A 22,618-nucleotide genomic window follows, 5' to 3' on the forward strand; every position below is an offset into this window, starting at 1 on the left:
GTTTTGCCCAGGGATCACGGGTAGGAGCCACTTTATGAGTCAGAATACGCTGAAAGTTCATGATTTAAATGAAGACGCGGAATTTGATGAGAACGGAACAGAGGCTTTTGACGAAAAAGTCTTGGTAGAAGAGGAACCCAGTGATAATGACCTGGCTGAAGAAGAGCTGTTATCGCAGGGTGCAACACAGCGTGTTTTAGACGCGACTCAGCTTTATCTTGGGGAAATCGGGTACTCCCCGCTTTTGACGGCCGAAGAAGAAGTTTATTTTGCACGCCGTGCATTACGAGGTGATGTTGCCTCCCGCCGTCGCATGATCGAAAGTAACCTGCGTCTGGTGGTGAAGATTGCTCGTCGCTACAGCAATCGTGGTCTGGCTCTGCTGGATCTGATTGAAGAGGGCAACCTGGGGCTGATCCGCGCCGTTGAAAAATTTGACCCTGAACGTGGGTTCCGTTTCTCAACTTACGCGACCTGGTGGATTCGTCAGACCATCGAGCGGGCTATCATGAACCAAACCCGCACTATTCGTCTGCCCATCCATATCGTCAAAGAGCTGAACGTCTATCTGCGTACCGCGCGTGAGTTGTCCCACAAACTGGACCATGAACCGAGCGCAGAAGAGATTGCTGAACAGTTAGACAAACCTGTTGATGATGTCAGCCGTATGCTGCGTCTCAACGAGCGCATTACCTCAGTTGATACACCGCTGGGCGGTGATTCTGAAAAAGCGCTGCTGGACATCCTGGCCGATGAAAAAGACAACGGCCCGGAAGACACCACGCAGGACGATGATATGAAACAGAGCATCGTCAAATGGCTGTTCGAACTGAACGCCAAACAGCGTGAAGTGCTGGCACGTCGTTTCGGTCTGCTGGGTTATGAGGCTGCGACACTCGAAGATGTAGGCCGTGAAATTGGTCTCACTCGTGAACGTGTTCGCCAGATTCAGGTTGAAGGTCTGCGTCGTTTGCGTGAAATCCTGCAAACGCAAGGGCTGAATATCGAAGCGCTGTTCCGCGAATAAACACCCTTTCTCGTCGAAAAGGCCGGTCGTAAAGACTGGCCTTTTTCTTTTCTGCTAGGCGGTAAGCGCCGTTTCATGCAGGTGCCGCCACATAAGCTTCCCGCCAACATTCTCAAACACTACCGTTGACCAGCGTTGATGCGCCGGCCCATCCGGCAACTGTTGCGTCTCAAGGTAGCGCAGCACCGCACCGCTTTCCCACTCTGTCAGCAATTCGATATCATCCACACGGATGCTAAGCCCCGTGCGCGCCGCGCGCTGCGCCTGGAAAACGTTGACCAGTGCAGGTTTATCAAGCCCTGCTCCGCTCGGGGTGATCATAGTAAACGCGTCGCTAAAGCGCGCTATCAGCGCTGCGCAGTCTCCTTCGCCACGGCCCAGCCACGCTTCAATAGCGATATGGGCATCAATAATCTCCTTCGTATAAACCTTCATGAGTGCTCCTGTTTAAGCTGTTGCAAGGTGTGTTGGTTATCAAGGCGCAGCGCGCCCGCAAGAGGGAAAAGCGTAATCATAGCGGCGAGGACAAATGTCCCGTAATAGGCGGCAAGGGGCGGCATAGCCTGTTGCAGCAGACCGAGAACAAACGCCAGCAACGTGGCGCCGATAAAAAAGCTTAGCTGGCGGTTAAGATTCCACAGTGCGCTGGCATCGGGCATTGCCTGATGGCTGATGGTGAGAAATGCGCAGCTCTGCGCGGTGCTGCTGCACAGGCTTCCGCCCGCGCCCATCAGCGCGAAGCTTGCGATAAGCATCGCCAGCGGCGTCGACGGCGTAACCAGCAGCAGTAACATAATGCCCACTGCCTGCAGCAGAGCGCCGATCATCACCAGAGGGCGCGGGCCGAGGCGATTGAAATAGCGCCCGGTCACGGAAATCGCCAGCGCGGAGGCGAGTGACCACGGCACCATTAACGCGCCCGTCACCGCAGGCGTTAGCCCCATTACACTCTGCAAATAGAACATCCCCACCACGCTGACGCCAATAAACATCCCCGGTACGCAGAGGTAGATAAGCATGGCGAAGCGCAGCAGTGAGTTTTTCAGCAGGGAGAGATCGAGAAGCCGACGTGAAACGGCGGACGCGCGCTCCTCTTTCAGCCAGCACCCCGCCAGCAGCAGCGTGAACAGCGCCAGCGGCAGCGTGACGAAGAAGATCCAGCGCCAGCCGAGCAGTTCCACCAGCAGCCCACCGACAGCCGGTGAACAGGCGGGGGCGAGCAGCGCCACCAGCATCACGGCAGCGGAGATCTTCGCCCGCTCATGGGGTTTAAACTGCTGCCAGGCGAGTGCCTGACCTACCGGGATCAGCAGCCCACCGCCCAGCCCCTGCACCACGCGCCAGCCAATCAGCGTGCCCAGCGAGTCGGCAAAACCTGCCGCCAGCCCCGCCGCGCTGAAGAGTAACAGCGACAGCATAAAGAGCCGCCGTGCGCCGATAAAACGGGTCAGCAGCGCGCTGAAGAGGATCGCCACCGTCAACCCGGCGATATAGCCATTGCTGACCCACGCCAGCGCAGAGACCGACGCATGCAGGCTCTCTGCCATCGCCGGAAACGCCACGCTGGCGATAAACATATTGATTAAGTCGAGAAAAAAGCCCAGCAGATAGACCACAGCGACTTTGTTGCGATACCTCATTTTTCCTCCTTCTGTGCGGAGCGCTACTCTAGCGGTTGGCCGAAGGGGGATAAACGCCGCGGGTGGCGATATACTGTCAAACCTGTTTTGACAATTACGGGAGAAGCGATGCTCAATTTGCAACGCGTCGCCATGTTTATCGCCGTCGTCGACACCGGCAGTTTTACCGCCGCGGCCGCCACGCTCGGGCAGACCAAGGCGGTGATCAGCTTCAATATCCGCCAACTGGAGGATTCGCTGGGCGTGGCACTGCTGTTACGCTCCACGCGCCGCTTAACGCTCACCGAGGCGGGGAGCCTCTTTTATCAGCGCGGCGTGGCGCTGGTAAGGGATGCTGAACACTTGCAGGATGAGGTGCAGGCAAACCATATTGGCCTGAGCGGTGAGCTGCGCATTACTACCACGCCGGAGTATGGCGCGCAGGTGGTGATCCCGGCGCTGGCGGCCTTTAGCGAGCGCCACCCGGCGCTGCGTATTCGCCACGTCTCTTCATCCCATCACGCGGATCTGATTAGCGAGCGCTTCGATGTCGCTATTCGCCTCGGCACGCTGGCGGACTCCCGCTATCACGCGGCGCTGATTTCGCGCTTCGACATTCTTCCTGTTGCCGCGCCGCAGTGGCTCAGCCAGCACCCGATAACGACGCTGCACGCCCTGGCGCACGCGCCGTGGATTATTCATGAGCGGCTCTCTTCTCCGCTGCGCTGGCAGGTGCATGATGCGGCGGGCAGAGGCGAGACGCTGGAGATAAAGCAGCCCGCGCGCATCTTCGCTGACAGCGCACAGGCTCTGATGTCGTTTGCCCTTGCCGGCTGTGGCGTGGCGCTGCTGCCGGCGTGGCTGGTGCAAACCGCGCTGGCTGATGGGCGGCTGGTGCATCTGTTGCCGGAGTGGACCTTTGCGCCGCAGGGCGTTTACGCGGTCTATGCCGATACGCAGCATCTCTCTGCCAAAGTGCGCGCGCTGGTCGATTTTCTGCGCCAGTGGGTGGCGCGGGAGGAAATTGCCGGATGAGATCAGCCATCCGGCAGCGTGGCTTAGACGAGGTTTTTTAAGCGGTAGATCCACTCCAGCGCCTGACGCGGTGTCAGGCTGTCCGGGTCGAGATTCTCCAGCGCTTCTACCGCCGGGTTGGTCTCTTCCGCCGGCGCAAGGAGCGACATCTGCGTGCCGTCAATCTGCGTCCCGGCGGCACCCGGCGAGAGGCTCTCCAGCTCGCGCAGCTTGCCGCGCGCGCGCTTGATCACCTCTTTCGGCACGCCAGCCAGCGCCGCGACCGCAAGGCCGTAACTCTTACTCGCCGCGCCATCCTGCACGCTGTGCATAAAGGCGATGGTATCGCCATGCTCCAGCGCGTCGAGGTGAACATTTGCCACGCCCTCCATCTTCTCCGGCAATTGCGTCAGCTCAAAGTAGTGGGTGGCAAACAGCGTGAGCGCTTTGATTTTATTCGCCAGATTCTCCGCACAGGCCCACGCCAGCGACAGGCCGTCGTAGGTCGAAGTCCCGCGTCCAATCTCATCCATCAGCACCAGGCTGTTCTCGGTCGCGTTATGCAGGATGTTGGCGGTTTCGGTCATCTCAACCATAAAGGTTGAACGCCCGCTGGCCAGATCGTCCGCCGCGCCAACGCGGGTGAAGATGCGGTCAATGGGACCAATCTCTACCTTCTGCGCCGGCACATAGCTGCCAATATAGGCCAGCAGGGTAATCAGCGCGGTCTGGCGCATATAGGTACTTTTACCGCCCATGTTCGGGCCGGTGATGATCAGCATCCGGCGCTGCGGCGACAGGTTCAGCGGGTTGGCGATAAACGGCTCTTTCAGCACCTGCTCCACCACCGGGTGACGCCCTTCGCTAATGCGGATACCTGGCTTATCGCTAAAGGTCGGACAGCAGTAGTTCAGAGTATCGGCGCGTTCAGCGAGGTTGATCAGCACATCGAGCTCCGCCAGCGCGGCGGCGCTCTGTTGCAGGTCGCCGAGGTGCGGCATCAGCAGGTCGAACAGCTCCTCATAGAGCTGTTTTTCCAGCGCCAGCGCTTTGCCTTTCGAGGTGAGTACCTTGTCTTCATACTCTTTCAGCTCAGGGATGATATAGCGCTCGGCGTTTTTCAGCGTCTGGCGGCGCACATAGTGGATTGGCGCGAGGTGGCTCTGCCCGCGGCTGATCTGAATGAAGTAGCCGTGCACCGCGTTGTAGCCCACTTTCAGGGTGTCGAGCCCAAGGCGCTCGCGCTCGCGGATCTCCAGCCGGTCGAGATAATCCGTCGCACCATCGGCGAGGCCGCGCCACTCATCCAGCTCAGCGTGGTAGCCGGGAGCAATGACGCCGCCGTCGCGCACCAGCACCGGCGGGGCTTCAATAATGGCGCGCTCAAGCAGTTCACGCAGTTCGCTGAATTCGCCCATTTTCTCACGCAACGCCTGTACAGGTGCACAGTCAACGTCAGCCAGCTGCGCGCGCAGCTCAGGCAGTTGCTGGAAGGCGTAGCGCATACGCGCCAGGTCGCGCGGGCGGGCGGTACGAAGGGCGAGACGCGCCAGAATACGCTCCAGATCGCCTACCTGGCGTAACACCGGTTGCAGCCCGGCGGCGCGATCCTGTAAGGCGCTGATAGTTTGCTGGCGCTCGGTAAGCACTTTCGTGTCGCGCACCGGCATGTGCAGCCAGCGTTTCAGCATACGGCTGCCCATTGGCGTGACGGTGCGGTCGAGCACCGAGGCCAGGGTGCTTTCAATCCCGCCTGCGAGGTTCTGGGTGATCTCCAGATTACGGCGCGTCGCGGCATCCATAATAATGGTGTCCTGCTGACGCTCCATCGTAATGGAGCGGATATGGGGCAGGGCCGTCCGTTGCGTATCTTTAACATACTGCAACAGGCAGCCAGCGGCGCACAGGCCGCGCGCAGCATTCTCAACGCCGAAGCCAATTAAATCACGGGTGCCAAACTGCATATTAAGCTGCTGGCGGGCGGTGTCGATTTCAAACTCCCACAGCGGGCGGCGGCGCAAACCGCGACGGCCTTCAATCAGCGCGGTTTCAGCAAAGTCTTCCGCATAGAGCAGTTCGGCAGGATTGGTGCGCTGCAGTTCGGCGGCCATGGTTTCGCGGTCGGCGGGTTCACTGAGGCGAAAACGCCCGGAGCTGATATCCAGCGTGGCGTAGCCAAAGCCTTTACTGTCCTGCCAGATGGCGGCGAGCAGGTTATCCTGGCGCTCCTGCAGTAGCGCTTCATCACTGATGGTGCCCGGCGTAACGATGCGTACGACCTTGCGCTCAACCGGCCCTTTGCTGGTGGCCGGATCGCCAATCTGCTCGCAAATCGCCACCGATTCACCGAGGCTCACCAGTTTTGCCAGGTAGTTCTCCACCGCATGATGCGGCACGCCCGCCATCGGGATTGGCTCCCCGGCAGAAGCACCGCGTTTGGTCAGGGAGATATCCATCAGCTGCGACGCGCGTTTCGCATCGTCATAAAAGAGCTCGTAGAAGTCGCCCATACGATAGAAGAGCAGGATGTCCGGATGCTGCGCTTTCAGCTTCAGGTACTGCTGCATCATGGGCGTGTGTGCGTCGAGATTATCTGTCGTACTCATCAGTTAGTGATGTCCATCTTCTTGAAAAATAATGAGTCAGTGATGTTTGTTGTTCTCATCGCTTATCACTTTCCTCACCGAAACTCATGAATTTGCATCGCGGTTCATGAAGGCGTAGCGAGCATGATAACGGACTCTGTGGAGCAGGAAAACCAGCGGGCGAGGGGCTGTTGTTGAAAGAGGTGGAAATGGTGGAACTAAATGATACAGATAACGCTGATAACGGCGAAAACAATGCCTTACGCCTCTCCTGGAGAGCTATCGGGTAAGCTCTTTTTCTCTACCGTCACATAGCCATGTGAGGACAAGCTCTTTCAGAACGAAACCGACCGTTTTCTTCAACGTTAATCGTTAAGTACAGTAGTTTGCATCGCAAAGTTTATACAACGATGCAAACCGTTTTGATTACCAAAAGGTGATAATTAAACCATTGTTCTGCATACCGTCAAATAATTGATTTTCCTGAGCGAATGACAATGGAGTTGTTTTATAGAAAAAATGAATCCAACCCCGTGGTTAATTCATTTGTACAGGTCGCGTCTGGTCTGGATTTTTCTTTACCTGATGAAAAATCATAATTTATCCAGATGCAATAAAAGATCCTGTGACGTAATAGTGTCTGTCTGCCCGCTTGAACAGGTCTGTGAGGATAAGCAGGTTTCATTTTCTTACATTAAAAAACACTTTATGGTTACTCTGTAAAACTTATAGAAAATGAATAATGTATGGTGTTCCTTTGACCGTGATGTGTATTTGCCGTTCCTTCCCCAGAGAACGGCTTTTTTTTGCGCCCCTATGATACTTAAGCCCCGCAGCATGGCATCACGCAACATCCCCCCTACACATAAGTGGCAGTGACAGTTTGATGTCACCAAAAGTGCTATCATTGGCTCACTCGTTACAGAGGCGCTGTGTCACTTAAATCTCCTTTTCCTGATAAATGAAAGGGTGAATAGAGAGCGCGTTATGTATCCTGAAAAAAGAGTCGCTCTTACTGTCATTAATCATTGATCTCTCTGTGGGAGATGAAGAGGACGGAGAAAGCGTTTCTGCCACCATTATCGTTTATAGAGAAGCCTGGAGAGTAAGATGATCCCCACCGATAACGAAATAAAATCAAAAGCAGATTTCCTGGCTTTTCTTACGTTATACAGCCAGGATCTCAAATCGTCCCCAGAAGAGTGGGCTAATCGCGATCTCCCCTCTTTTTTAGAAGCATTGAAAGCGTGGGTCGAAGATATGGAACAGTATTATATCAATACAAAACAGGAGGTTCCGTCAGATATGAACTGGAAAGTTCTTTACGATATGCTGATGGCTGCCAGGATATATGAGTAACTATTTCTCTTGTGATAGAAACAGGTCAGGAAAAAAGCATTAATTTTGGATATGGTAATTATTTTTTTTCGAATCTTGCTAAAAGTGAAATATTCAAGCAAAGGAAATATTTTTTATTAACAGAAGCAACCATGCGCGGTGTGCGATGGTGCTTTTAAAAATATCAGTACAGCATATTAGGTGCTACCCGGTTGGAACTATATGTTTTGGTGTTCAACAGATAATGGAGTTATTGTGCCAAATTACAAAAAAACGCTTTGTTATGACTCAGCAGATCAACTTGTATTAATAACAACAGAATGAATAGTGTGGCGGTCATGACATTGTCGGCAATAATTTATAGCATGGGTCCCCTATTTATTTGATGAAAATGACCACGCACAAGGATCCGTATGAGCTACATTGATGGCTTTGACCATGAAATAATCGGCACTCTTGGCTATCTGCCGATCTACCATCCGCTGGAAACCATCGAAGGCGACGGCGGCTGGGGAGCGTATGACTTCAGCGCCACGCCGCAAAACCTGGTGCTGGGCGGCGGGAGTGGCGAGCATCCAGGGTTGGTGGTGCATAACTTGCCGACGCTTGCCGCACGCTTCTTATTTGACAGCCTGACCGAGGCGCAAGCGGAGAGCTTAAGCCGCGACGAGAGCGAATATCTCGACGAGCTCTACTACGCTGGCGAAACGCTGGAATTTTGCGGTTGGCGTATCCGCCACTATGCGCAACTCCAGGCGATGGCGCAAAGCCCGGCGCTGAGTAATCCCGTCAGCGAAGAGGGGGAGGTCGAGGAGTGGCTTGAGCGCTCGCTTGGCGAACTGGTGTGGTTCTCGCTGCCGGAGCTGAACCCGGAGTATCCACGGCTGGCGGCTATCTTCCAGCGCTTCGACATCTTCCCTTCGATGCGCAACGTCTCGGTCGATCCGCCGGGCTATCCGGCCTGCGGCGGCAGGATTGTCGTTAACGGCGCGCTGAGCTGGGGGCATCAACGCTGGCGTTCACGCTAGCTGCCGCAGGGGGATAATCATTTCGTGCAGCAGTGGTGCAGGGCGACAATATCCGCAGGCGTGGTGCGACAGCAGCCACCAATCAGTTTTGCCCCTGAAGCCAGCCAGGCGGGCAGATGCCCGGCCAGCGTGTCGCACTCTGCACCGTGCCCGCGCCAGCTCTTGCTTACCGCATCATAGGTTTCGCCCGAGTTGGGGTAGACCACCAGCGGCAGTGCGCTCAGGCTGTGCAGGTGTTCCAGCGCTTCGTTACTCTTCTCCAGCGCAATGCAGTTAATGCCCAGCGCGACAATCTGCGGCGTTGCTTCCACGACGTTTACCACCTCTGCGAGCGGCGTACCGTCGCTTAAATGGTGCGCGTCGCGCAGGGTAAACGAAAACCACGCCCGCGCGTCAGGCCAGGCCTGCAACAGCGCGGCGAGGGCTTTTATCTCGGCAAATGAGGGGAGCGTTTCGCAGGCCAGCAGATCGGCACCGGCCGCTAACAGCGCCTCAATGCGCGGGCGGTGAAAATCAGTAAACTCCTCCGCAGTGCGCTGATAATCGCCGCGATACTCTGACCCATCCGCCAGATAAGCACCATATGGCCCAACGGACCCCGCCACCAGCAGCGGCCCGGCCTGCGGGTTTTCCGCCAGCGCGGCCTCACGGGCCGCCTGCGCCAGCTCGACGCTTTTGCCAATCAGCGCGCGCGACTGCGCCTCATCCAGGCCGCGTGCAGCAAAGCCGAGCGGCGTCGCCTGGTAGCTGGCGGTAATCGCGATCTGCGCACCGGCGCGGAAATAGTCGAGATGCACATCGCGGATCAGCTCCGGCGCTTCCATCAGCACTTTCGCGGACCAGAGATTATCAGCAAGGTTACAGCCGCGCGCTTCAAGCTCCGTTGCCATCGCGCCGTCAAGCACAATAAAGGGCTGCTTCTCCAGCAGCGCGGTCAGGGGGTTAGGGCGCGACATGTTCACTCTCCTTCGCTTTATCATGATGGGTCAGCCAGTAAGCACCATAGCACAGAGCAACAAACGGCAGCCCACAATAGAGCGCAATGCGCTGGTCGGGATCAAATGCCAGGCCGATACACGCCAGCAGGCAGAGCAGGAAACCGGCAACAGGCACCAGCGGATACCACGGCGCGTGGTAGTGCAGATCCGCAAGTGACTTGCCGGACTGCAAATGGCGACGGCGAAAGACAAAGTGCGCCGCACAAATGCTGAGCCACACGGCGACCACGGCGAAACCGGAAATCGCTGACAGCGCAACGAACACCGTATCCGGCGCGATAACGCTCGAGAGCAGCGCCAGCACACCGCCCAGCATCGAGACCGAGAGCGCCGTCAGCGGCACGCCGTTTTTGGTGACGCGCATAAAACAGCGCGGCAGCGTCTTCTCATTCGAGAGCGACCACAGCATGCGCCCGGAAGCATACAGCCCCGAGTTAGCCGCTGAGAGGATCGCCGTCAGGATGACAAAGTTAAAAATATCGGCGGCGTAAGGAATGCCAATCTTCTCAAACACCACCACGAAGGGGCTCTTCTCCACGCCCGCCTGCTGCATCGGGATCAGTGCCGCCAGCACAAACACGGTGCCGATAAAAAAGAGGATTAACCGTACGATCGTGGCGCGAATGGCGACCGGAATCACCTGCTGTGGGTTCTCTGTTTCGCCTGCGGCAATACCAATCAGTTCGGTACCGGAGAAGGCAAAGTTCACCGCCACCATGGTCATCAGAATCGGCAGCCCGCCGTGGGGGAACCACCCTTCGGCAGTGATGTTGGCAAGACCGGGAGCAGCAGAGCCATCCTGCATCGGGATAAAACCAAAGATTGCCGCCCCGCCAAGCAGGATAAAGGCAATGATGGTGATCACTTTTACCAGCGAGAACCAGAACTCGCCCTCGGCGAAAAAGCGCGTCGAGACGACATTAAGGGCGAAAATCGCCACGCAGAAGATGACGCACCATATCCAGACCGGAACATGCGGGAACCAGTACTGCATGCAGAACCCGGCGGCGGTAAAGCTCGATCCCAGCGCCACCGTCCAGGTGAGCCAGTAGAGCCAGGCCACGGTATAGCCCGTTGCCGGGCCGAGATAGCGCGCGGCATAGACATGAAACGCGCCGGTCACCGGCATTGCTACGGAGAGTTCACCGAGGCACTGCATCACCAGCCAGACCACCAGCGCGCCAATCAGATAGGCCAGCAGCGTGCCGGCCGCGCCGGTAGTAGAGATGATATAGCCGGTATTAAAGAACAACCCGGTGCCAATCACGCCGCCCAGCGACAGCATAACTAAGTGGCGGGTTTTCATGGTGCGCTTAAGCTGCCCCTGAGCCTGATCCTGCTGATTTTGCATACAACCCTCTAAACGTATGGACGTCTAAACATCTGCGTTAAAGGGTTATAACGTGATTGTTAATAAAAAGCCAGTCTCGCAGCGGGCAGGGGCGGTTAACTGCGCACTCTCTGGCCGGGGTTAGCTAAAAAGGTAGACCACGCTCCAGAAGAGCAGAGAGGTGAGCATATGGACTTTCATCACCCGCAGCCAATCGATGCGTTGGCCGGTGGCATCCGTAAAGCGGAACCACTTCAGATGGGGCAGATGGGTTGCCAGCGTTTTGGCTAATAACAACCAGATAATGATCGACAGCGTATTGATGCACAGCAGGGTCAGATAGTGCAGCGCTAATTGCCCCAGATTAATGGAGTAGAGCAATGGGGTATTTATCTGCTGATAAAGCCAGAACTGCACAGAGGAGATCCAGGAGAAGATATGCGGAACAGGCAACGGGCCTGAAAGGCTATTAATAAACACATACCACCAGGTGGTCAGCATCTCGAATAGATAAAAAAGAAACTCATACAGCAGAAATAATTTCAGCGCACGCGCGGTAGAGCCTGGCCATAATTTCGGCGCACCGCGCGTAAGAAAGGCTTTAGCGGCAAAAAAGAGCAGCGCGAAAAGCGAAAAAGCGGCAATTAATACAATCATCACTACACTTACTGCCGCCGGGCCTGCTGCTGCGGCATGGGGGTTCTGCGCCGCTAATCTGCGGTTAGCCTCATCGCGCTCAAACTCGCTGAGATGGCTGTTACCGTTGTAATCGTAGTACACGATTAATCCTTATATGAGTGGTAGAAAAAACGAGGCGCACATCCTATCCGTTTATCTGAGGGGAGTGAAACCGCTGCGGCGAAAGCCCACCGGAAATGGGGGGATGCGCACCCTCTTATCAGAATTTGAAAGGCACATAATAAAGGAGGGTTATATTTGAAGCTTCCCTGCAAATAATGCGTGCTGTTAAACAGGCCGGAAATAAAAAAGGATGAAATATTCAAAACGCTTTCTGCTTCACTCGTAACCTACTTTGTGCGGAATAGTTCTGCCTATTGCAGCGATTAGTGAAGCTTTAGCGCAAATTGACGATAACGTCTTAGCGTCACCCTCAATCACGCAGGGGCGCGCTTATCTTTTTTCAACGAGTTCTGATCGCGACGGATCTGCTTTTAGCCCTCCTTTAACAACACCAGTAAGCGCTTTTTTACGCGCGTTTTTTTATTTTAAGGAAAACAGTACTATGGCTTTCGTAAGATCACTGTGTCGCGGTTTGTTGGGTTCCCGTCTGGCCGGTGGACCAAAACCTGCTAACGGCATTTTCGACTGCCGGGATTTACCGACTTCACTTTCGGCTGCGGGTCTTAGCGCACGCTCATCCGGCATTTTATTGACCTTTGTCCCGCCCGAAGCGGATTTCCACCGCGTCAGCCAGGCGTGGCAACGTTTTACCTCTGCCGATCTGACGGTGATTACCCTCTCTTCAAACGGCGCGCTAAGCGCCAGCGGTCGCCAGACGACCTACTGCGCGGGCGACGGGCAGGAGGGGAGCTTCCTGCTGCTGCCGGATAGCCTTATCGCCGAGCATGAGACGCATATTGTCGACCTCCATCTGCACGACACCCAGAGTGCCGCGCAGCGTATCAGCGCCATTCAGCGCGAATTAAACACCATTAAACCGCGCATGGCGCTCTCCGCTGAGCGCACTTTCGCGATGATCTACTGCGACGGGCTCTCTGCTTCGGAAGGTTTCTTCATGCAGGCCTGGTATAACAGCGGTCTCTTCCCGTGCCTGGCGATTGGCGGCTCCGCAGGCGGACGCGCGACCTTTGACGGCACGTGGATTGGCGTCGGCGACCGGGTATTACAAGGCAAAGCCGTTGTCGTTTTCTGTCGCATGGCGGAAGGCAAATCCTTCTCACCTTTTAAGAGCCAGAACTTTACCCCGCTGGATCAGAGTTGGTTGATTGCCGATGCCGATCCGATTTCTCGCACGGTAACATCGGTCTTTGATCGCCAGGGGCAGCAGAAGGCTTTTACCCAGGCGCTCGCCGAGCACCTTAACTGTAAAGAGTCACAGCTGAGTGAACGTCTGAAAGGGCTTACCTTCGGCGTAAAAGTGGGTGACGAGTACTTCATCCGCTCGGTAGCGAAAATTGAGCACGGCATGGTGCACTTCTTCTGCGATCTGGAGTTTGGCGATCGGCTGTTCCTGATGCAGGAGACCGACTTTAAACAGGCGACGTTGCGCGACTGGCAAACCTTTATCACCGGTAAAGGCAAACCTGCCGCCATCATGATGAATGACTGTATTTTGCGCCGTATGGGTAACAGCGATCAGCTGCACGATGCTCACTTCTTCAAAGGCATCCCGGCGGCGGGCTTCTCCAGCTTTGGCGAAATCCTCGGCGTGCCGATTAACCAGACCCTCTCCGCGCTGGTCTTCTTTAACCATGACGTGAAAGCGATGACCCAGTTTCCGGTGGAGTACGCCGGATATGCCGCGCACTATGCCCAGCGCGCGCTGCGCCGTTGGGAAGCGCTGAATAGCATTCAGACCCGGGTGCTGGATCGCGTGGTGAGCTATCAGCAGGAGCTGGCACCGATTGTGCAGGCGCTGCCGGCGCTCGAAGCCGCCACCCAGAGCCAGAGTGAAGCGCTGGTGATGGCAGAAAGCAGCATTCGTGGCATCAGCGATATCGCCACCGAAAGCCAGCGGGCGCAGGGGCGTCTTGGCGAAGGGCTGGATTCGCTGGAGCAGATCTCCAACGGCATCGGCGTGATCACCCACGGCATCAGTAACATCGCCTTCCAGACCAATATCCTTGCGCTCAACGCGGCAGTAGAAGCGGCGCGCGCCGGCGATGCGGGGCGCGGTTTTGCGGTGGTAGCAGGGGAGGTTCGCCGCCTGGCGCACTCCTCAAAAGAGCAGGCAGAAGCGACGGCGAGCAACATCAGCGACGCGGTCAGCACCATCTCCCATATCCGTGAAGTCGCCAGCAATACGGTGGAGACCGCAACCGATATGGCGGAGCGCAGCATTCTTGCCGCTAATGCCATTGCTGAGATGAGCCAGCAGACGCGCCAGGAGCGGGAAAACATCGCGAAGCAACTGAGCAACCTGCGCACCCTGACCGCCGGAATGGATGCGATGCAGGAAGCGGTTGCCCAGCTGAAAGTGCTGCAAACCCTCTCAACGGGGCGTTAAGGCAGTATGTTGCAGACCTCCGGCGCAGGCCGCCTGGGGTCAGCTCAAATCATGCAGCGCTTTACCGAGCGGGCGGGTGATGCGCAGTTGTTCAAAGCGCACATCCAGCCCCTCTCTTTCCGGCGAGCAGCACATCACCCCAACAAAGCGCTGACCGCTATCCTGCCACGGGAAGAGCCGCAGCAGCGGCCACGTTTTCCCGTCGGTGGAGTATTGCAGGCGTAACGCCTGCTTCTCAAGCGTCGCGCGCATCCAGAACTCATGCGCATCGCCGGGGAAGAGGCCAGTCGACCAGTCAGATTGCCCCTGCGTCACCACACAGCCAATCGCGGGCGCGCCATCGTTATACTCAATGCCGCTTTTTACCCACTGCGTTTCAGACGCTTCAATAAAGATCCCCGCCTGGTCGTAAAGTTGTTCAAACGCGGCGGCGATTTTCACCTCAAGGGTAAACTCCCCCTCAAGCATAAACCCAAAAGCATGACCGGAGTGCCGCTCAAAGCCGTACCAGGTCTTGACCCAAAAATCGGTATTCGCCCCGGTGCGCATCAGCAGTTGTTCATCAGTCTGAGTAACGTGGGCGGGTTTATTTATCCACAGACCCTTTTCTGACGTGAAGCTCTCAATTGGTGTCACAGGCAACCTCATCAATGTTTACAAGAAAACCGCGGCCACTCTGCCACGCTTTTGCAGCGATTGCCGGGCGGTGCTTAACGTTTCGCTTTACGCGCCAGTTTTTTACTGCGCACCGTTAACAGTGGCGTCACCGAGATGCCATGCAGCAGCACGCTCAGCGTCACAATGGTAATGGCGATATCGGCAACAATATTGGCATCCGCGCCCTGCAAACCGTGGACATAGGCAAAGGCAATATAGTTGAGACTGCCGATGCCGCGAATGCCAAGCCAGCCGAGGCTCGCGCGGTGAAACCATGTCGTACCGGAGCGCAGCGTCACAATAAACACCGATAGCGGGCGGATCACCAAAAAGAGCACAAAGGCCAGCCCGAGCGCGTGCGCATCCCAGTGCTGAGCGAGGGTGACACCAAGCACAATCACCAGCAGCGCCGCCAGCAGCCGCTCAACGGTATCGCCAAAAGAGAGGGCATCGCCAATCACCAGGCCTACAGATTTAATCGGGTTCTGCTCCTCCAGCGCATGGCGCAGATGCGGGTTGACCTGCATCTCTGCCGGCACATCCTCCTCCTCTTCGGGATCGCCATGGCGCTTTTGCACGCTTACTTCGGCGCTGCGCAGGCCAATCCCGGCAGCAAAGGCCGCGAGGAAACCGGAGGCGCTCACCGACTGCGCCAGCGCGAAGCTCAGGCAGATCAGCGCCAGGGCGATAAAGTCGCTGGGTGCCACTTCGCCCTGTTTATGGCGTGAACGGGTGGCGAGAAGGCCGATTAAGCGCCCCATAAAGAAACCAATCAGCAGCCCGCCGACCAGCGCCCACAGCAGATCGATGCTCAGCCAGTGCAACAGCTCTTCGCCTGACGGCACGCCATCGGCTTTGTACCAGATCAGCGCCAGCATTAAGAAGGGGAGCGCGGTGCCGTCATTAAGCCCCGCCTCGCTGGAGAGCGCTATGCGCAGTTGGTCATCATCGCGCGCGTCGTTAATCGCCACCAGGCTCGCCAGCACCGGATCGGTGGGTGCCAGAATCGCGCCAAGCGCCAGCGAGAGCGGCCAGGCCAGATCGAGCAGATAGTGGGCGGCGACCATAATCCCGCCGATAGTCAGTAGCATAGCGGGCAGCGCCAGCTTAATGCCCATCTTCCAGTAGGGAGAGGTGAGCGGCAGACGGATCTTCAGGCCGGTAATAAACAGCGAGGCCGCCATCGCGATTTCGGTAATGCGGGCGGTGAGATCGGCATGGGCCGCCACATCGATATTAAGAACGCCCATCTCCCACGGGCCGCAGATGATGCCGACCACAAGATAGAGACCAAACACCGGGATCGGCACGCGGCTTATCCAGCCGTAGGATAACGACATCAACAGTAACAGGCCGCCGGTCGCGGCCATCCACATCAAATAACTCATACTCCTCCACATGAGGCTGCAATCTGCACATTGCACCCCAAAAGGTATAGTTGCTGAAAAAGGTCTGCACCAGGCCAGACGGCGCGAATAGTGCAAGGGCTGAGCATTAGCTACGCTTAAAAAAAGCGGGCGTAACGGGGGTGGCAAATGAGTAAGAAGATCATGCAGGAGTACCTGGTGCTGGGCGGTAAACACCACGGCGAGGTATGGCGTGGCGTCTACCCGGCGATGGGGCTGAATCTCTCGAAGCACGATGAGCGCTTCGGGCAGTTCTTTGACCGAAGCGGGCAGAAGAGGGTCGAGCTCTCGCGTAAAGAGCAGTACTTCATTACCGAGTGGCTATCGCCTGAAGGGCATACCTATCTGCTGGCCACCGCCGAAGATCTGACGGAGTTCAATATTGAAGAGGAGATAGGCCGGATCGCGCCACCGCTCCGGCCTCTGGACAGCGCTATTGAAGACTGGGTTTAGCCGTGCTCATGCGCTGCCTGGGTTTTTAAACGTTTCGACGCGCGCTGCTTTCGCAACTTATCAATCAGCTTGTGCGCTTCCGCGCGGGTGGCGACCGCAGGCGACGATCCGCTCAGCGGTTTTCGCGCCGTTTCGCGCAGTGTCAGCACGGTCAAGGCACCAATCAGCCCTGCGCCCATCATGTAGTAAGCGGGCATCATCACATTGTGGGTGGTATCGACCAGCCAGGCGGTGACCAGCGGCGTAGTACCACCGAACAGAGAGACCGAGAGGTTAAAGCCAATGGCCAGCGCGCTGTAGCGAATATCGGTGATAAACAGCGCTGGCAGCGTTGCTGGCATGGTGCCACTAAAGCAGGTGTGCAGCACGCCCAGAATGACCAGGCCGCCGAAGACCGCCCACATATTGCCGGAGCCAATCAGCATATAGCTTGGGATCGCCAGCAGCACCAGCCCCAGCGCGCCGAAAGCGATCACCGGGCGGCGGCCCAGACGGTCGGTCCAGTGTCCCCAGGCCAGCGTCAGCGGCATCATCACAAACATGATCACCATCACCAGCAGCAGGCCGGTCAGCTCGCTCATTCCTAACACGCTGGTCAGGTAGCTCGGCATATAAGAGGTGAGCATATAGTTCGAGACGTTAAAGACCAGCACCAGGCCAATACACTGCAGCATCTGTTTGCGGTATTTGTGCAGCATCTGCAGCAGGCTCAGCTTGGGTTTGCTGTGCTCCAGCGCACCCTGCTTATCCATATGCTCTTTAAAAGCCGGCGTCTCTTCGAGCTTCAGGCGGATATAGAGACCAAACAGGCCGAGCGGTGCGGCGAGGAAAAAGGGGATTCGCCAGCCCCAGCTGTGCATCGCCTCGGCTGGCAGCACGGCAATCATAATGGTCACCAGACTGGCGCCCAGCAAATAGCCGCCAAGCGTGCCGAACTCGAGAAAGCTGCCCATAAAACCACGGCGTTTATCGGTGGAGTACTCGGCGATAAAGGTGGCTGCGCCGCCATACTCACCGCCGGTTGAGAAGCCCTGAACCAGGCGTGCGACCAGCAGCAGGATCGGCGCGGCAATGCCAATGCTGTCGTAATCGGGAATCAGGCCAATACAGAAAGTGCCGATCGACATCATGATCATCGTCAGGGCGAGGATCTTCTGGCGACCAAAGCGGTCGCCGAGCGGGCCGAAGACCATGCCGCCAATCGGGCGAACCAGGAAGGCCGCGGCGAAGGTGCCGAAAGAGGCGATAAGCTGCGCGGTGCTGCTGGCGCCGGGAAAGAAGACCTGGCCGATAATGACTGCCAGATAGCTGTAGACGCCAAAGTCGAACCACTCCATCGTGTTGCCCAGCGCGGCCGCACCGACGGCGCGTTTCAGCAGCTTATTATCAATGACAGTGATGTCTTCTACGGTCAGTTCGTTGGCCGTTGCGGCCGGGTTAGTGTGGTGCGGTAAAGTCGTTCCGTTGCTCATAAACTCCCCATGAGTGCTGGTGGTGCGACCTTATAGCTTTCGCAGCCGTGATGCTCAAATGGAGGGAAATGAAAGCTATAAGATGCAGAAAAAAGCAGTTTGCCGACGTTCGCGGCAGGGGGACACCATAATTAAAATTTATGGGTGAGGCAAATTTTTGGCGCAATTCGCTGCTTTTATACTATAAAGCTGAATATTAACGCGCCGTGAGTAAAAGTAGCGGAACAAGCTAATCCCTTAGCCTCTCTTCACTCCGTGGACTTCAGTTTGTTGATGCCCATCGCCATCACCTGTGAGGGGTGGAACAGCGACAAACTCTCCACCTGCGACAGCAGCAGCACCTTGCGAAAATCGAGCGCCGACATCGGCTCCGAGGCGAGATCGATATGATGGTCGTCGTACCATGCGCTGTAGTTATGCTCAACCCGCAGATCCAGCGTCTCATGGTTGCGGTAGCCGCTCAGCATCGGAATGAGCACAATGTTGTTGGCATCGCCGACATCAAACGTGGCGGTATGGATCATGCCGATGTAGATGCGCTGAGATTTCAGGGTGATCCACGCCAGGTCGCCGCGCTCCATGCACTGATAGATCAGCCCCTCAATGCCGTTGGCGCGCGAGAGGTGTTTATACAATTCGCGGCGGCCGGGGATATCGAGGCGCGCGCTGCTGGACCAGTTCGAGTGCCACAGGCAAAACAGCACAGCAAAGGCGAGCATAATCACCACCGGTGCCTGGATGCCGAGGAAGGTCCAGTTCATAAATGTCATATGCAGATGGTGCTCTTCCGGGCCAAACGTGGCGGGAAAAGTATTCATCACAGCCGAACTGGCGAGCAGGCTGAGCCACACCACGGCGGTGGCGATAATCCCCTGCAGGACAAAGACGCAGCCATAGAGCGCTACCAGAAAGTAGACATCCCAGCCGAAGCTGCGTTTGAATTTGAAGCGTGTCGAGAGGTCGTGCGAGGTGTACCAGTAGCCGCAAACCATCAATACCATGAATATTGCTGTACCCATCCCTAAGCCCTCTTCAACGCATCAACATGCTCTCTGAAATCTTCCTGTACCCTTTTGCAGTGGATATTCACCGAGGCGTTGCCGTCAGCATCGACCACAATGCGCTCACCATCTTCAATCGAATCCTGTATTTCACTGTGACTCATCACCTGTAACAGCTTGTCAGGGCTGGCAAATAAAGAACGAAGTAATTTTCTCATTAATAAACCTCCGCAGAGAGTATAGAAACCATTTCATGAATGTGTGAAATTTCCGAGAAAATTCTGTGCGAGAGAGATCTAAAAATTAATTTATCTCTGTAGACATATCGAAACATCCTGAATGACTATTACCCGCTCAATAATAGTTGTTAAGGAGGCCGTTGTTTGGGTTATTCCCCTTGTTTATCAATAATCTTATCTTTCTGTATTTGTTAGCTTTCTTATATTTCATGCATTCAGGGTAAGACGCGCAAATTAATTTAAAGGGAATCTTTATTCAGCGCGTTTATATATTAATAAATGGACTGGTTATTATGAATAAATCAATACTCGCACTGCTGATCACAGCAGCCTGCGCGCACGCCTCTGCGCAACAATTAACGGTTGAAGAGCGACTGAGCCAGCTGGAAATGGCATTAGAGCGGAATATGACGGAGCTGGCGCAGGCAAAAGCGGAGCTGGAACAGGTCAGAGCAAGGGGCGTTACCGACGCAAAGTCAACCGTACAGCCGCAGGCCGCTGCGACAGAAAAATCCTCTTATACGCTGAAAGAGATCAGCGATTTCGTCAAAGAGGATATCGGCTTTGCCTGGCATGGTTACCTGCGTTCCGGCTGGGGAGCCGCCAGCAACGGCTCGCCAAAAGAGTACGCCATTGGCTCGCTGGGGCGTTTTGGCAATGAGTATTCGTCGTGGTTCGATTTCACTTTCTCGCAGCGGGTCTATGAGGAGGGGGGCAAATCGGCGCATGCCGTTGTGCAATTGGATGGCAACGTCGGCGCGCAGTATGGCAGCGCGTGGTTCGACAAGCGCTCAGAAAACCTTCTGCAGTTCTCCGATATCTACCTCACCACACGCGGTTTCCTGCCCTTTGCGCCGGAAGCGGATCTCTGGGTTGGAAAACACAACCTGCCAAAGTATGAAATTCAGATGCTGGACTGGAAAAGCCACCAGACCGACAGCGGCGCGGGGATCGGCGTGGAGAACTGGGCGCTCGGCGCGGGCAAGCTCAATGTTGCGCTGGTGCGCCAGGATCTGGATGCCCATGCGGTGAACTATCCTGTCAGCCATAACACGATGCAGGTTAACACCCACACGATGGACCTTCGCTATAACGCGCTGCCGCTGTGGGATCGCGCTACGCTGGAGCTGTTTGGCCGTTACTCACTGGCGAACAAATCTGCCACCTACCGGGCGAGCGAAAACGCGGGGCGTTACTACAGCATCAAAGATGCGTGGTTAGCAGGTGCGATAGTGCGGCAGAGCTTTAGCGCGGGCGGGTTTGAAGAGTTCACGCTGCAGGCGGCGGATAACGCATTGGCCAGCGGCTTCGCGCTCATCTCCAACTCGGGAGCGACCTACGGCTATCAAGACAGCTACTATGGCGAGCACTCCTACGGGCACGCCGTGCGCGCTATCTCGCAGGGTGAGTTCTACCCCTCATCGCAGATCGTGCTGGCGCATGCGCTGGTTTATGCCGCCGGGCAGGATATTTACAGCTATGACACCGGTGCGCATACCGATTTTCGCAGCTACCGGGCAGTGATGCGCCCGGCGTGGATCTGGGATAAACATAACCAGACGGGCGTTGAGCTGGCGTGGTTTAAACAAACCAACCGTCAGCAGGGCGAGGATTACCGCGAAAAGGGGTATAAAGCCACGCTCTATCACGCGCTGAAAGTGGACACCAGCCTGCTGACCTCGCGACCGGAGCTGCGTTTTTACGCCAGCTGGCTCCGCGCGCAGGAGAACGGCATCAGCCACTTCCGCTTTGGCGATGAGCGGCGGGAGCAGTTCACCGTCGGCGCGCAGGCTGAGGTGTGGTGGTAAGCAAAAAAGCGGCGCAGAAGTGCGCCGCAAAAGCCCGTTGCTGGCGGGCAAACGGCCTCTGCATCAGGCTTTTTGCTGCTTCAGGCGCGCAAGAGTCGCGGCGAAGTTTGGCAACCACTTCTCATGAGCCAGTAACATCTCGCGCGCCAGCCGCTCGGCGTCACCGTCGGAGTGCACCAGCGGGCTGAGATTGAGCGCCAGCAACACATCGTTAAACTCGCCGCTCAGGGCAGCCTTGCTGGCCGCGATTTCAAACCCCTTAATGGTGTGGATAAGCCCCAGCACCTTGTCATCAAAATGGGTAACGCGCGGATGGGGCGTCGCCCCATCTCGCCCAATCAGGCAGGTCATCTCAACCGCCCACTCTGGCGGAATATTGTCGATGTGACCGCAATGGGGAATGTTCACATAGTGTTCTGTCTGCTTATCGTTATAGATGGCGTTAATCACCTCGCACGCGGCATCGGAGTACCAGGCGCCGCCGCGCTGCTCCAGTGCCTGAGGTTTCACGTCAAGGTTGGGATCTTTATAGAGTTCAAAGAGATCTTTTTCGATTTGCTGCACCACCTGCGCCCGTGCGCCGCCTTTGTAATACTCGCCGAGCTCAATCGCCAGCATCTCTTTCTGCTTAAAGTAGTAGAGCAGGTAGGAGCAGGGCAGCAGGTTGAGGGCGCGGATCAGCCCTTAACTAAAGGGCAGGTCGAAGATGTTTTTCACCGACGATGCCTGTAACTTTCCGCTGGCAACACCGTCGAGCAACTCCGCGAAGCGCGACACGCCGTTTACCTGCACATCACTGAGGAACACCATGTGGTTGAGGCCGAAAAGATCGAGCGCGATCTCATCACTCTTTGCCAGCGCCAGCACATCGCGGACAAACATCTTCATGCCGACAGGAATGTTGCAGACGCCGATAAATCTCCTGAAGTTGGTATGGCGGCAGACCGCTTCGGTCACCATGCCTGCCGGGTTGGTGAAGTTAATCACCCAGGCGTTCGGGCAGATAGCCTCTACGTCGCGCAGAATGTCGAAAATGACCGGGATGGTGCGCAACCCTTTGAATAATCCGCCAGCGCCATTGGTCTCCTGACCAAGATAGCCGTGGCTTAGCGGGATGCGCTCATCCAGTTCGCGCGCTTTCAGCTGGCCGACGCGCAGCTGGGTCGTGACAAAATCGGCACCCTGCAGCGCCTCGCGGCGATCAAGCGTTTGATACACCTTCAGGGGAATGCCCGCTTTGGCCACCATCCGCTGGCAGAGCTGGAAAATAATCTCCTGCTTCTCTCTTCCCTCCTCGACGTCCACCAGCCACCACTCCGTAATCGGCAGTTCGTGGTAGCGCTTGATAAACCCTTCCAGCAGTTCCGGGGTGTAGCTACTGCCGCCGCCAACAGTGACGACTTTCAGTTTCGGGCTCATGCTCTCTCCTGTCGAG

General features: G+C 56.4%; 18 protein-coding genes and 1 pseudogene. 7 read left to right on the plus strand and 12 right to left on the minus strand.

The window, feature by feature from the left end; translation table 11 throughout:
* Nucleotides 1-34 precede the first annotated feature (34 nt).
* A complete protein-coding gene (gene rpoS, locus PU683_RS07965; RefSeq protein WP_023481104.1) occupies nucleotides 35-1,027 on the plus strand; it encodes an RNA polymerase sigma factor RpoS in 993 nt (330 codons plus the stop codon).
* A 54-nt stretch (nucleotides 1,028-1,081) separates the two neighbouring features.
* Here the strand turns inward: rpoS and PU683_RS07970 are convergent, their stop codons facing one another.
* Both PU683_RS07970 and PU683_RS07975 read right to left on the minus strand, forming a co-directional pair.
* Entirely contained in the window at nucleotides 1,082-1,462 is a 381-nt protein-coding gene (locus PU683_RS07970) for a DUF4440 domain-containing protein (RefSeq protein ID WP_277170984.1), read from the minus strand.
* Entirely contained in the window at nucleotides 1,459-2,667 is a 1,209-nt protein-coding gene (locus tag PU683_RS07975) for an MFS transporter (protein ID WP_277170986.1), read from the minus strand. The genes PU683_RS07970 and PU683_RS07975 overlap by 4 nt, the downstream gene beginning before the upstream one ends.
* A gap of 108 nt (nucleotides 2,668-2,775) precedes the next feature.
* Between PU683_RS07975 and PU683_RS07980 the strand changes: the two genes are divergently transcribed.
* Complete coding sequence (locus PU683_RS07980; RefSeq protein WP_277170988.1) at nucleotides 2,776-3,681, plus strand: LysR family transcriptional regulator; 906 nt, start codon at nucleotides 2,776-2,778, stop codon at nucleotides 3,679-3,681.
* Between the two features lie 23 nt (nucleotides 3,682-3,704).
* On the opposite strand, the gene mutS is transcribed toward PU683_RS07980, so the two are convergent.
* Nucleotides 3,705-6,266: a DNA mismatch repair protein MutS gene (mutS, locus tag PU683_RS07985; RefSeq protein ID WP_277170989.1), complete on the minus strand. Its 2,562-nt coding sequence runs from the start codon at nucleotides 6,264-6,266 to the stop codon at nucleotides 3,705-3,707.
* Between the two features lie 1,089 nt (nucleotides 6,267-7,355).
* On the opposite strand from mutS, the gene PU683_RS07990 reads away from it, so the two are divergent.
* Nucleotides 7,356-7,604: a DUF7660 family protein gene (locus tag PU683_RS07990; RefSeq protein WP_277170991.1), complete on the plus strand. Its 249-nt coding sequence runs from the start codon at nucleotides 7,356-7,358 to the stop codon at nucleotides 7,602-7,604.
* Nucleotides 7,605-7,996: 392 nt separating this feature from the next.
* Nucleotides 7,997-8,611, plus strand: a complete 615-nt coding sequence (locus PU683_RS07995) for a hypothetical protein (RefSeq protein WP_277170993.1) — start codon at nucleotides 7,997-7,999, stop codon at nucleotides 8,609-8,611.
* A gap of 17 nt (nucleotides 8,612-8,628) precedes the next feature.
* Here PU683_RS07995 and mmuM read toward each other — a convergent pair whose 3' ends face one another.
* The 3 genes from mmuM to PU683_RS08010 all read right to left on the minus strand — a co-directional run bounded on the left by mmuM (nucleotide 8,629) and on the right by PU683_RS08010 (nucleotide 11,719).
* Nucleotides 8,629-9,567, minus strand: a complete 939-nt coding sequence (gene mmuM, locus PU683_RS08000) for a homocysteine S-methyltransferase (RefSeq protein WP_277170995.1) — start codon at nucleotides 9,565-9,567, stop codon at nucleotides 8,629-8,631.
* A complete protein-coding gene (gene mmuP / locus PU683_RS08005; RefSeq protein ID WP_277170997.1) occupies nucleotides 9,554-10,960 on the minus strand; it encodes an S-methylmethionine permease in 1,407 nt (468 codons plus the stop codon). The genes mmuM and mmuP overlap by 14 nt, the downstream gene beginning before the upstream one ends.
* A gap of 120 nt (nucleotides 10,961-11,080) precedes the next feature.
* The gene (locus PU683_RS08010; protein ID WP_277171000.1) at nucleotides 11,081-11,719 is read right to left on the minus strand and encodes a hypothetical protein; all 639 of its coding nucleotides are present in this window, start codon (nucleotides 11,717-11,719) and stop codon (nucleotides 11,081-11,083) included.
* Between the two features lie 463 nt (nucleotides 11,720-12,182).
* On the opposite strand from PU683_RS08010, the gene PU683_RS08015 reads away from it, so the two are divergent.
* Nucleotides 12,183-14,147 carry a methyl-accepting chemotaxis protein gene (locus tag PU683_RS08015; protein ID WP_277171002.1) on the plus strand — a complete coding sequence of 655 codons (1,965 nt, stop codon included), beginning with the start codon at nucleotides 12,183-12,185 and terminating at the stop codon, nucleotides 14,145-14,147.
* A gap of 39 nt (nucleotides 14,148-14,186) precedes the next feature.
* Here PU683_RS08015 and PU683_RS08020 read toward each other — a convergent pair whose 3' ends face one another.
* Together PU683_RS08020 and PU683_RS08025 are read right to left on the minus strand one after the other, a co-directional pair.
* Nucleotides 14,187-14,795: a DUF1349 domain-containing protein gene (locus PU683_RS08020; RefSeq protein ID WP_431190930.1), complete on the minus strand. Its 609-nt coding sequence runs from the start codon at nucleotides 14,793-14,795 to the stop codon at nucleotides 14,187-14,189.
* Nucleotides 14,796-14,857: 62 nt separating this feature from the next.
* Nucleotides 14,858-16,192, minus strand: a complete 1,335-nt coding sequence (locus PU683_RS08025) for a cation:proton antiporter (protein WP_277171004.1) — start codon at nucleotides 16,190-16,192, stop codon at nucleotides 14,858-14,860.
* Nucleotides 16,193-16,339: 147 nt separating this feature from the next.
* Between PU683_RS08025 and PU683_RS08030 the strand changes: the two genes are divergently transcribed.
* Nucleotides 16,340-16,663, plus strand: a complete 324-nt coding sequence (locus tag PU683_RS08030) for a hypothetical protein (RefSeq protein ID WP_277171005.1) — start codon at nucleotides 16,340-16,342, stop codon at nucleotides 16,661-16,663.
* Here PU683_RS08030 and proP read toward each other — a convergent pair.
* The 3 genes from proP to PU683_RS08045 all read right to left on the minus strand — a co-directional run bounded on the left by proP (nucleotide 16,660) and on the right by PU683_RS08045 (nucleotide 19,354).
* A complete protein-coding gene (gene proP / locus PU683_RS08035) occupies nucleotides 16,660-18,135 on the minus strand; it encodes a glycine betaine/L-proline transporter ProP (RefSeq protein WP_277171007.1) in 1,476 nt (491 codons plus the stop codon). The genes PU683_RS08030 and proP overlap by 4 nt on opposite strands.
* Before the next feature lie 248 nt (nucleotides 18,136-18,383).
* Nucleotides 18,384-19,154, minus strand: coding sequence for a hypothetical protein (locus PU683_RS08040; RefSeq protein ID WP_277171008.1), 771 nt, complete (start codon nucleotides 19,152-19,154; stop codon nucleotides 18,384-18,386).
* Nucleotides 19,155-19,156: 2 nt separating this feature from the next.
* Nucleotides 19,157-19,354: a hypothetical protein gene (locus PU683_RS08045; protein ID WP_023481113.1), complete on the minus strand. Its 198-nt coding sequence runs from the start codon at nucleotides 19,352-19,354 to the stop codon at nucleotides 19,157-19,159.
* A 314-nt stretch (nucleotides 19,355-19,668) separates the two neighbouring features.
* On the opposite strand from PU683_RS08045, the gene PU683_RS08050 reads away from it, so the two are divergent.
* Nucleotides 19,669-21,183 carry a carbohydrate porin gene (locus PU683_RS08050; protein ID WP_277171010.1) on the plus strand — a complete coding sequence of 505 codons (1,515 nt, stop codon included), beginning with the start codon at nucleotides 19,669-19,671 and terminating at the stop codon, nucleotides 21,181-21,183.
* Between the two features lie 63 nt (nucleotides 21,184-21,246).
* On the opposite strand, the pseudogene PU683_RS08055 reads toward PU683_RS08050, so the two are convergent.
* Nucleotides 21,247-22,602, minus strand: a pseudogene (locus PU683_RS08055) (6-phospho-beta-glucosidase).
* Nucleotides 22,603-22,618 lie beyond the last annotated feature (16 nt).

Origin of the sequence: Candidatus Kosakonia sp. 282A-S69 (assembly GCF_029433855.1) — a bacterium.
Classification (GTDB): Bacteria; Pseudomonadota; Gammaproteobacteria; order Enterobacterales; family Enterobacteriaceae; genus Kosakonia; species Kosakonia cowanii_A.